Raw genomic sequence first — 9,891 nt, forward strand, 5'->3', positions numbered from 1 at the left:
TGCCCGACCAGCGTGGCACAAACTGCCAAAAAGGCACTGTGAGACGAGCGTCTCGTGGCCGGTCCCGGCCGGTCTCATTACTGTCAGGCAGTGACATGAAGACACTCGACGACACCCGACGCGGGCGGGCGCCGATGAGCGACCGCCGGCGCGAGCTGCAGCGCCTCGAGATCTCCCGCGCGGCCGTGGCGCTGTTCCGGGAGCACGGCGTGCACGCCACCAGCGGCGAGCGGATCGCCGAGGAGGTCGGGCTGTCCGGCCGGACGCTGTGGCGCTGGTTCCGCACCAAGGAGAGCTGCGTGGAGCCGGTCCTCGCACGCAGCATCGACGCCGTCGTCGCGACGCTGCGGCGCTGGCCGGCGGGGGTGGGCCTCGACGAGCACCTGCTCGCCGAGTACCGCCCGCCCCAGGACCCGGTCGACGCCGCCGACGCCGACGCCGCGATGGCCGTCATCGCGCTGTCGCGCACCGAGCCCGGTCTGCGGGCGGTGTGGCTGGCGGTGCACGAGCGGGCCGAGCCGGTGCTCGCCGAGGTGATCGCGGCCCGCGCCGGCCGCGAGCCCGGCGACCTGGACGTCCGGGTGCACGCCGCCGCCGTCGCCGCCGCCCTGCGGATCAGCGGCGAGGACCTCGCCGTCGAGCTCGCCGCGGGCGTCCGGTGCACCGACCCCGTCGACCGACTCGGCCGCGCCCTGCGCGCGGCCACCACGACCCTTCCCCGGGCAGGAGACCCCGCGTGACCACCACCCCGTCCCGTACCGAACCGGTACCGGCGAACCGGACCGGACCGCTGATCGCCGTCCTCGTCGGCGCCGCGTTCGTGATGATCCTCAACGAGACCGTGCTGAGCGTCGCGCTGCGCGACCTGAGCGTCGACCTCGGTGTCCCCGCCACCACCACCCAGTGGCTGACCAGCGGCTTCCTGCTGACGATGGCCGTGGTCATCCCCACCACCGGCTACCTGCTCGACCGCTTCACCCCGCGGCAGGTCTTCCTCACTTCGCTCGGGCTGTTCACCGCGGGGACCGCGATCGCCGGGTTCGCACCCGGATTCGCGGTGCTGCTCGTCGGCCGCATCGTGCAGGCCGGCGGCACGGCGATGATGATCCCGCTGCTGATGACCACGATCCTGCGTCTGGTGCCCGCCGAGCGGCGCGGCGCGACGATGGGCACGATCACGATCGTCATCGCCGTCGCGCCCGCGATCGGCCCGACGATCGGCGGCGCGATCCTCTCCGGTCTGGGCTGGCGCTGGATGTTCTGGCTGGTCCTGCCGCTGGCCGTGATCGCCATGGCGGCCGGCGCACGGTGGCTGCGCATCGACGGCGGCGGCCGCCCGGTCCCGCTCGACGTGGTGTCGGTGCTGCTGTCCGCCGTCGGGTTCGGCGGCCTGGTCTACGGGCTGTCCTCGCTGGGCGGCCACGGCGGCGGGGGGCTCCCGCCGTGGGTGCCGGTCGTCGTCGGGCTGGTCGCGCTGGCGGTGTTCGTGCTGCGCCAGCTGCGGCTGATGCGCTCCGGCCGCGCGCTGCTGGACCTGCGCCCGTTCCGGCGGCGCCAGTTCGTCGTGGCGCTGGTGCTCACCGCGCTGGTGCTGCTGTCGCTGATCGGCGTCGCCGCGGTGCTGCTGCCGCTCTACCTGCAGACCGTGCTCGGCACGAGCACGCTGGTCTCCGGGCTCGTGGTGCTGCCCGGCGGGCTGCTGCTCGGCCTGCTCGGCCGCCCGGTCGGCGCGCTGTTCGACCGCGTCGGCGCCCGCCCGCTGGTCATCCCCGGCGCGGTGCTGATGGCGACCGGTCTGCTGCTGTTCTCCACCCTCGGCCCGGGCACCCCGCTGGGCGTGGTCGTCGGCTTCCACCTGGTCCTGATGGGCGGGCTCGCGCTGATGATGACGCCGCTGATGACCGAGGCGCTGGGCTCGCTGCCCGACGAGCTGTACTCCCACGGCAGCGCGATCCTGTCCACGCTGCAGCAGGTCGCGGGCGCGCTGGGGACGGCGCTGTTCGTCACCGTCGCCGCACTGGGCTCGGCGAGCGCCGCCGGGGCCTCCCCGGACGCCGACGGGCTGCACGCCGCGTTCGCCGTCGCCGGCGGGGTCGGGGTGCTGGCCGTCCTGCTGTCGCTGCTCGTCCGGCGCCGCACCGTGGCCCAGGCCCCCGTCAGCTGACCTCCACCGGGTCGCCCACGGCGATCGCACCGGAGGTCAGCACCCGGCAGACCGCGCCGCCGCGGTCGTGCAGCGCGCGGCGCGCCCCCGGCCCGACGGCGGTCTCCATCACCCGGCAGGGTGCGGCCTTCCGCACCACCTCCAGCTCGACGTCGCCGAGCCGCAGCCGGGTGCCGGGCGTCGTCGGGACGGTGCCGTGGTCGACGGTGACGGTGCGCCGGGTGCCGCCCGAGGGCACCGGGGCCCCGAGCGCGGCCGCGGCGTCGTCGAGCTCGTCGCGGCTCTGCACCGAGACGTGCCGGTGCCGGGTGCCGAAGTACCGGTCGCCGACGACGCCGCTGCCCGCGACCACCTCGACCCGCCCGACGTCGTGCATCGGCGCACCCCGCTCCGCGGCCACGTGCAGCCCGAGGACCCTCACTCCACCGTCACCGACTTCGCGAGGTTCCGCGGCCGGTCCACGTCGCGTCCGAGCGCGACGGCGGCGTGCCGGGCGAGCAGCTGCAGGGGGATCCCGAGCAGGATCGGCGCCAGCTCCGGCTCGGTGCGCGGCACCCGCAGCACGGCGTCGGCGAGCCCGGCGGGCAGCTCGGCGTCGGTCACCGCGATCACCGGCCCGCCCCGGGCCCGGATCTGCTCGATCGTGCCGACGTTCTTCGCGAGCAGCTCGTCGTCGGGGACCACGACGACGCTGGGCATGTCTGGGGTGACCAGCGCCAGCGGGCCGTGCTTGAGCTCGGAGGCGGGGTAGGCCTCGGCGTGGCAGTAGGAGATCTCCTTGAGCTTCTGCGCGCCCTCCCGCGCGACCGGGCTGCACCGGGTGCGCCCGACGAAGAACATCGACGACGCGTGCGCCCACCGCTGCGCGACCGCGGCGACCGTGCCGTGGGCGGCGTCGTCGGCCAGGACGGCCTCGACGTGGCGGGGCAGCGCCGCCAGCCCGTCGAGCAGCCGCCGCCCGTCGGCCACCGACAGGTCCCGCACCCGGCCCAGCAGCACCGCGAGCATCGCGAACGACACGCTCATGGTCGTGACGGCCTTGGTCGAGGCGACCGACACCTCCGGCCCGGAGTGCAGGAACACCCCGGCCCCGCACTCGCGGGAGATCGCCGACCCGATCACGTTCACCGCGCCGATCACCCGGCCGCCCTTGCGGCGCAGCTCCTGCACCGCGGCGAGGGTGTCGGCGGTCTCGCCGGACTGGCTGACCGCGACGTAGAGGCAGTCCGGGTCGACGACCGGATTGCGGTGGCGGAACTCGCCGGCCGGTTCGGCCGCCGCCGGGATCCGGGCCAGCTGCTCGACCAGCCCGGCGCCGATCTCCCCGGCGTAGTACGCCGACCCGCAGCCCAGGAACAGCACCCGGCGCACCCCGCGCAGCTCGCGCGGGTCCATCCCGAGCCCGCCCAGCCGGGCGGTGGCGAACCGGGTGTCGAGCCGCCCGGCCAGCGCGCGGCGGAGGGCGTCGGGCTGCTCGGCGATCTCCTTGGCCAGGAAGTCGGGGTGCCCGCCGAGCGCGTAGTCCTCGGAGCCGGTGTCGACGGTGGTCGGGCTGATCCGGGTGGAGCCCTCGATGCCGTCGGCGCGCACGGTGACGATCTCGCCGTCGTCGAGGAACACGACCTTCTGGGTGTGCCGCACGACCGCGGCCAGGTCGGAGGCGACGACCATCTCGCCGTCGCCGATGCCGAGCACGATCGGGCTGCCGTTGCGCGCGACGACGATCTCGTCGGGGGTGCGGGCGTCGAGCACCGCGAGGCCGTAGGTGCCCTCGACGCCGGCGAGCGCCGTGCGCACCGCGTCGGCGAGGGTCGCCGCCCCGCCGTCGAGCGCCTCGGCGACCAGGTGCGCGAGCGCCTCGGAGTCGGTGTCGCTGCGCAGCACGACCCCGCGCGCGGTGAGCGCGCCGCGCAGCGCGTCGGCGTTCTCGACGATGCCGTTGTGCACGATCGCGACCCGCCCGGACGCGTCGGTGTGCGGGTGCGCGTTGGCCTCGCTCGGCTCGCCGTGGGTGGCCCACCGGGTGTGCGCGACGCCCGACCGGCCCGGGGGAGGGGCGTCACCCAGCAGCGTGCGCAGGTCCTCCACCCGCCCGGCGGTCCGCCGCACCGTCACCTTCCGGCGGTGCGCCACGGCCAGGCCCGCCGAGTCGTAGCCCCGGTACTCCAGCCGGGACAGCCCGTCGAGCAGCACACCCGCCGCCTCCCGCGGCCCCACGTAACCCACGATCCCGCACATGCACGTTCCCCCGTCGTCCGCTCAGCCGTAGACGATCCGGCGCAGCCGCCGCTGGGAGACGTCACCGGGGGCGACCACCCGCGCGGCGAGCTCGGCCGCGATCCGCGGCCAGATCTCGTCGTTGCGCCGGTCGCGGGCCTGCAGCTCGCGGTGCCGGCGGCGGACGAACTCCTCGGTGGTCTCGCCGAAGTAGGCGACGACGTCGGCGACCACGCGGGCCGCCACCGGCTCGGCGAGCCCGGTGGTGGCGGCCACGTGCCGCACGAGATCCGGATCCACGCCGCCGATCCTGACCGGCGACGGGGCGAAGAACCAGGATCCTGCCCGAAATCGGGCAGGAATCAGCGATCGCGGGCGATCCGGAAGGTGAACTCCAGCAGCCGCCACTCCCCGTCGGGCTCGACGCCGTCGGGCATCGGGCCGCGGCGCGGGGCGAACTCCACGACCAGGTCGTCCTTCACCCCGAACACCGTGTCCGAGTCGAGGTGCTCCCCACCGGCGACGAACAGCTGCGTGATCAGCTGCCGGTGCCCCGGCGCCTCGATGAGGAAGTGCAGGTGCGGCGCCCGGAAGGGGTGCCGTCCGGTGGCGTGCAGCATCTCCCCGACCGGTCCGTCGGCCGGGATCGGGTAGGCGGCGGGCAGGATCGAGCGGAACCGCAGCCGGCCCGCGTCGTCGGTGCGGAACCGGCCGCGCAGGACGGGGCCCTCGGTCTCGGGCAGCTGCAGGTCGTAGAAGCCGTCCTCGTCGGACTGCCAGATGTCGACGACCGCCCCGGCGACCGGCTCGTCATCGGTGTCGGTGACGACCACGTCCACCCACAGCGGGGTTCCCTTCTTCCCCGCGGAGACGTCGGTTCCCTGGTCCAGCTCGGGCGGGCCGTCGGTGTAGAACGGCCCGAGCACGGCCGAGGACGTCGTGTCCGGGGTGCGCGAGTGGGTCAGCACGTCCACCACGCTGGACAGCCCGAGGGTGTCCGACAGCAGCACGAACTCCTGGCGCCGCTCGTCGGTGAGGTGCCCGGTGCGGGTGAGGAAGTCGATCGCGGCCTGCCACTCGTCCTGGGTCAGGTCGTGCTCGCGCGCATAGCCGTGCAGGGTGGCCGCGAGCCCGGCCAGCAGGGTGCGGAGCCGCTCGTCGGGCCCGCCGAACGACGCGGTGACCTGCGCGGTCAGCGCGTCCAGGGTGGCGCGCACCGGATCCCCCGGCCGCCGCCCGGCCCAGGCCCGCCCGAGCAGGGCGCGCACGCCGTCGCGGGTCACCGGCACCGGGTTCGGGTACGGCCGGGCGACGGCCTGCTCGGCGAGCCGGTCCAGGTCGGCCTCGTCGACGCCCAGCGCGGCCAGCGACGTCGGCCCGCCCGCGGCGACGAGCAGGTCGTACACCGCCCCGGCCGGGTCCGGCCCGAGCGCCTCGGCGATCCGCGGCGCGGCGGCCGCGTTGTAGGCGATGACGTGCGGCAGCAGCACGGCGTGGGTCGGCGCGTGCGGCAGGTCCAGCGTGCCGCCGACGGTGTGGGCGAGCTTGTGCTGCAACGCCATCCCGGCCCGGTCGAGGCAGGTCCCGGCCAGCCACGCCCCGCGCAGCAGCGCGTCGGTGTCGCGCTCGCGTAGCCCCGCGGTGAGCAGCCGCACCGACTCCAGCGCGGCGGCGTCGGTCAGCGGGTCGCGGTCGGTGCTCCACAGCGCCTCGACGGCGTGCGCCAGCGCGTTCACCGCGCTCGGCACCCCCACCTGCGACGGCAGGTCGGCGACGAGCGTCGTGTCGTAGACGACGGTCTCGGGCCGGATCGCCGGGTCGGTCCGGGTGGTCTTCACCCCCGGCGTGTCCACCCCCAGCTCCCCGAGCACCGCGGTGCACTCCGAGCCCGAGTACGTCGTGGGGACGACGACCTGGTCGGCACCGGTCCGCACCGCGAGCGCCTTGGACAGCCCGATCTGCGAGCCGCCCCCGATCGCGACGACGCAGTCCGCCCCGGCCGCGGTGAACGCCGCCAGCGCCTCGTCGGTCACCGTCACCGGGGTGTGCACGGCGGCCCGGTCGAACCGTCCGGCGAGCAGCGACCCGAGCGCGGCCCGCGCCCGGTCCGCCGCGCCCGCGGGGTGGCGGCCGCCGACGAGGAACACCCGCGACCGGCCGAGCCGCGTCACCTCCGCGGCGAGGTCGTCGATCGTGCCGGGGCCGAACACCACCCGCGCGGGGGAGGGCTCGTGGACGAAGCCGGTCATGCGGTCACCTCCGGGGTCCGGTCCAGGATGCTCCCCAGTACCGCGCGCAGCGCGGCCGCCGGGTCGGCGACGAGCGCGTCGCTGCGCCAGGCGACGTGGGCGTCCGGGCGGACGAGCACACAGCCGTCCTCGCCGACCTCGCGCAGCCGCGCCCAATCGTCGTAGAGGTCGGTGTGCTCGCGGCCCGGGCCGACCACGTGCGCGGCCAGGTCGATCCCCAGCTCGGCGGCGACGGTGGCCGCGGCCGTGGCCCAGGCGCCGCCCGCGATGCCCGTGAGCAGGGCGAACCGGCCCTTGCCGGTGATGTCGTGGGTGGAGACCCGGTGCCCGTCGCGGCCCAGCCAGCAGTGCGGCAGCCGGTGCCCGGGCCGGGTGGTCGGCCGGTAGAACAGCTCCGGGTCGCGCTCGGGCGGCGGCTCGGGCGTGCCGTCGGCGACGACGCCGGGGCCGGTGTAGGCCTGCCCCATCTCGACGCCGTGCGCATTGAACTCGTAGTCCTTGGCCTCCAGCGCCGCCCGCAGCTCGCCGCGCCGCCGGGCCCCGGTGGGGGAGTCGTCGGCACGGGCCGCCATCGAGGCGCGCATGGCCTCGGGATCGGCACCCGGGGTGAGCCCGAGCGCGGTGAAGATCGGGCCGAACTCCTCCACCGAGCGGTTGGCGCGACGCACGATCTGCTCACCGACGGGAGCGCGCTCGGCGTCGTAGGAGTCCAGCAGCCCCGGCCCGGCGGTGCCGCGCAGCACCATCGCGAGCTTCCAGCACAGGTTGTAGGAGTCCTGGATCGAGGTGTTGGAGCCCAGCCCGTTCGACGGCGGGTGGCGGTGCACGGCGTCACCGGCGCAGAACACCCGGCCCGACCGGTAGCGGGTGGCCCACTGCTCGTTGACCGTCCACACCGAGGTCGAGCGGATCGTCACCGGCACGGAGTCGTCGCCGATCAGGTCGTGGACGATCGCGGTGGCCGCGGCGTCGTCGAGCTCCGGCGGGGGACCGGCGAGGTCGTAGCCCCAGATCGCCATCCAGCGGGTCCACGGCCGCACCATGCGCAGCACGCCCATCCCGATGCCGCCGACGTCGGCACCGGGCTGCAACACCCAGTACAGGACGCTCGGCCGGTGCTCGACCAGCGCGGTGAGGTCGGCGTCGAAGACGATGTTCATGCTGCCCGCGAGCTCGCCGCGGCCGTCGAAGGGCAGGCCGGCGTCCCGGGCGACGGCGCTGCGCCCACCGTCGGCGCCGATCACGTAGCGGGCCCGGATCGTCAGCTCCGCCCCGGTGAGCCGGTCGCGCGCGGTGACGGTGACGCCGTCGTCGTCCTGGACGTGGTGGCTGTACTCGGTGTCGAAGCGGATGCGGCTGCCGCGCTCGGCGGCCCGTCCCACCAGGATCGGCTCGAGGATGTTCTGGGGCAGGTCGCAGTGCGACGACGGGCTGGCCAGGGTGTAGTCGGCGCGCCGCGCGGGGTGGGTGCCCCAGGTCCGGACCCGGCCGAGCTCGTCGCCGGCGAGCGCGGTGCAGAACACCGTCTCGCCCATGAGGTGCGACGGCGTCCCCTCGGCGACGACGTCGGCCTCCACCCCCTGGTCGCGCAGGATCTCGACGGTGCGCTGGTTGGTGATGTGCGCGCGCGGGGTGTCGGCGGTCCACCGGTACTTGGTGATCACGAGGTGGTCGACGCCGAGCCCGGCGAGGAACAGGGCGGCCGAGGAGCCCGCGGGCCCGCTGCCGATCACGAGGACGTCCGTCGTCACGGTGCTCACCCGGCGCATCATCGTTGAAGAGTCAACGATCGTCCAGGTCCGTCGTCCGGATCCCCATCGCGCGTCCGGCCTCGGGGGAGATGTCGTCGGAGATCCGTGTGATGAAGGCGTCCATCGCGTCCTGCATGCGCGAGCGGAACGACGACAGCAGCGCCAGCGTCGCGACCGGCTGCAGCTGCTCGACGGTCTGCTGGATCCGGGGTGCGTCGCCGGCGGGCAGCCCGGCCGCGACGTGGCCGTCCCACACCTGCCGGGCGAACAGCTCGACGAACATCTCGGCGACGGCGCCGGTGTGGTCGTCGAGCCGCCGGCGCAGCCCCACCAGCGCGGCGGGCGGGATGCCCAGCCGCACGGCCTCCGCGGCGGCCCGGGCGAGGTCCGGCCGCAGGATACGCAGCCGTCCGTGGGCCGCGGACTCGACGACGCCCGTCGCGCACAGGTGCCGGACCAGCTCGTCGGCCGACACCGCGTCCGGGTCGAGCCCGAGATGGGTGGGCAGCTCCGTCCCGTCGACCTCGACGGGCTCCTCCGGCTGCCACGGGGCGAGCATCCCGCGGTAGAGCCGCAGCGCCTCCTCGGCGGTCCGTCCGGGGTCCTGGGTGACGAGCACCTCGATCGCCCCGAGGGAGAAGCCGCGCCGGCGCAGCCCGTTGACCAGGTCCAGCCGGTCGAGGTGGGTGTCGGTGTAGCGGGCGGCCCGGCCGGCCCGTTCACCCGGCGGGAGCAGCCCGCGCGTGATGTAGGAGCGCACCGTCCGCACGGTCATCCCCGCCCGGCGGGCCAGCTCCTCGATCGGGAAGTCCGCCACCCGGACGATCCTAGACAGTCGATCTCGACATCGTTGACGAGAAAACCGATGTAACGTTCCTGCAGGTCGGAGGCCGACGCCGTCGTCACTGGTGACGGGGGTGTCGCCGTCCCAACTTGCCGTCGCCACCGAGATCGGGTCCGATGGTCCCCGACCGCGACGACGAGGTGGGTCATGACCGACGCCGTACTGCCGAGGGGACTGCGCCGCGCACGCAAGACGGCCGCCCGTTTCACCACGCCACTGCTGCCCGACGACTACCTGCTGCTGCTCAACCCGCTGTGGTCGGTGCGGGAGCTGCGCGGGCGGGTGGTGAAGGTCGTGCCCGAGACGGCCGACGCCGCGACGCTGGTCATCCGCCCCGGCCTGGGGTGGTCGTTCGACCACCGCGCCGGCCAGTACGTCGGGATCGGCGTCGAGGTGGAGGGCCGTTTCCACTGGCGCTCCTACTCGCTGACCTCCGAGCCGCGTCGCGACCGCAGGCACATCTCGATCACCGTGAAGGCGATGCCGGAGGGCTTCCTGTCCCGCCACCTCGTCGACGGTGTCGGGCCCGGCACGGTGGTGCGCCTGGCGCTGCCGCAGGGCGAGTTCGTGCTGCCCGACCCGCCCCCGGAGCGGCTGCTGTTCCTCACCGCGGGCAGCGGCATCACCCCGATCATGGCGATGCTGCGCACCCTGGACCGTCGCGAC

At 75.0% G+C, this 9,891-nt stretch carries 9 protein-coding genes (1 of these 9 only partly in view); 3 read left to right on the forward strand and 6 right to left on the reverse strand.

Annotated elements, in window-relative coordinates; genetic code table 11:
• The first annotated feature begins 95 nt into the window (after positions 1-95).
• Positions 96-740 carry a TetR/AcrR family transcriptional regulator gene (locus KPL57_RS04480; protein ID WP_226350584.1) on the forward strand — a complete coding sequence of 215 codons (645 nt, stop codon included), beginning with the start codon at positions 96-98 and terminating at the stop codon, positions 738-740.
• Positions 737-2,164, forward strand: a complete 1,428-nt coding sequence (locus KPL57_RS04485) for a DHA2 family efflux MFS transporter permease subunit (RefSeq protein WP_226350585.1) — start codon at positions 737-739, stop codon at positions 2,162-2,164. Before KPL57_RS04480 ends, KPL57_RS04485 begins: the two co-directional genes overlap by 4 nt.
• Here KPL57_RS04485 and KPL57_RS04490 read toward each other — a convergent pair.
• The 6 genes from KPL57_RS04490 to KPL57_RS04515 all read right to left on the reverse strand — a co-directional run bounded on the left by KPL57_RS04490 (position 2,157) and on the right by KPL57_RS04515 (position 9,198).
• The gene (locus KPL57_RS04490) at positions 2,157-2,585 is read right to left on the reverse strand and encodes an MOSC domain-containing protein (protein WP_226350586.1); all 429 of its coding nucleotides are present in this window, start codon (positions 2,583-2,585) and stop codon (positions 2,157-2,159) included. The genes KPL57_RS04485 and KPL57_RS04490 overlap by 8 nt on opposite strands.
• Positions 2,582-4,402: a glutamine--fructose-6-phosphate transaminase (isomerizing) gene (gene glmS, locus KPL57_RS04495; protein ID WP_226350587.1), complete on the reverse strand. Its 1,821-nt coding sequence runs from the start codon at positions 4,400-4,402 to the stop codon at positions 2,582-2,584. Before glmS ends, KPL57_RS04490 begins: the two co-directional genes overlap by 4 nt.
• A gap of 21 nt (positions 4,403-4,423) precedes the next feature.
• Positions 4,424-4,681 (reverse strand): hypothetical protein, encoded by a 258-nt coding sequence (locus tag KPL57_RS04500; protein ID WP_226350588.1) that lies wholly within the window; start codon positions 4,679-4,681, stop codon positions 4,424-4,426.
• A gap of 62 nt (positions 4,682-4,743) precedes the next feature.
• Positions 4,744-6,630 carry a maleylacetate reductase and hydroxyquinol 1,2-dioxygenase domain-containing protein gene (locus KPL57_RS04505; RefSeq protein ID WP_226350589.1) on the reverse strand — a complete coding sequence of 629 codons (1,887 nt, stop codon included), beginning with the start codon at positions 6,628-6,630 and terminating at the stop codon, positions 4,744-4,746.
• The gene (locus KPL57_RS04510; RefSeq protein ID WP_226350590.1) at positions 6,627-8,390 is read right to left on the reverse strand and encodes an FAD-dependent monooxygenase; all 1,764 of its coding nucleotides are present in this window, start codon (positions 8,388-8,390) and stop codon (positions 6,627-6,629) included. Before KPL57_RS04510 ends, KPL57_RS04505 begins: the two co-directional genes overlap by 4 nt.
• Before the next feature lie 22 nt (positions 8,391-8,412).
• The gene (locus KPL57_RS04515; protein ID WP_226350591.1) at positions 8,413-9,198 is read right to left on the reverse strand and encodes a MerR family transcriptional regulator; all 786 of its coding nucleotides are present in this window, start codon (positions 9,196-9,198) and stop codon (positions 8,413-8,415) included.
• A gap of 174 nt (positions 9,199-9,372) precedes the next feature.
• On the opposite strand from KPL57_RS04515, the gene KPL57_RS04520 reads away from it, so the two are divergent.
• A protein-coding gene (locus KPL57_RS04520; protein WP_226350592.1) for a ferredoxin reductase crosses the window boundary here: on the forward strand, positions 9,373-9,891 show its beginning. Its footprint extends 606 nt past the window's final position; 519 of the gene's 1,125 nt are visible here — the first part of the coding sequence; its start codon is at positions 9,373-9,375; the stop codon falls past the right edge of the window.

This window comes from Pseudonocardia sp. ICBG601, assembly GCF_020496245.1.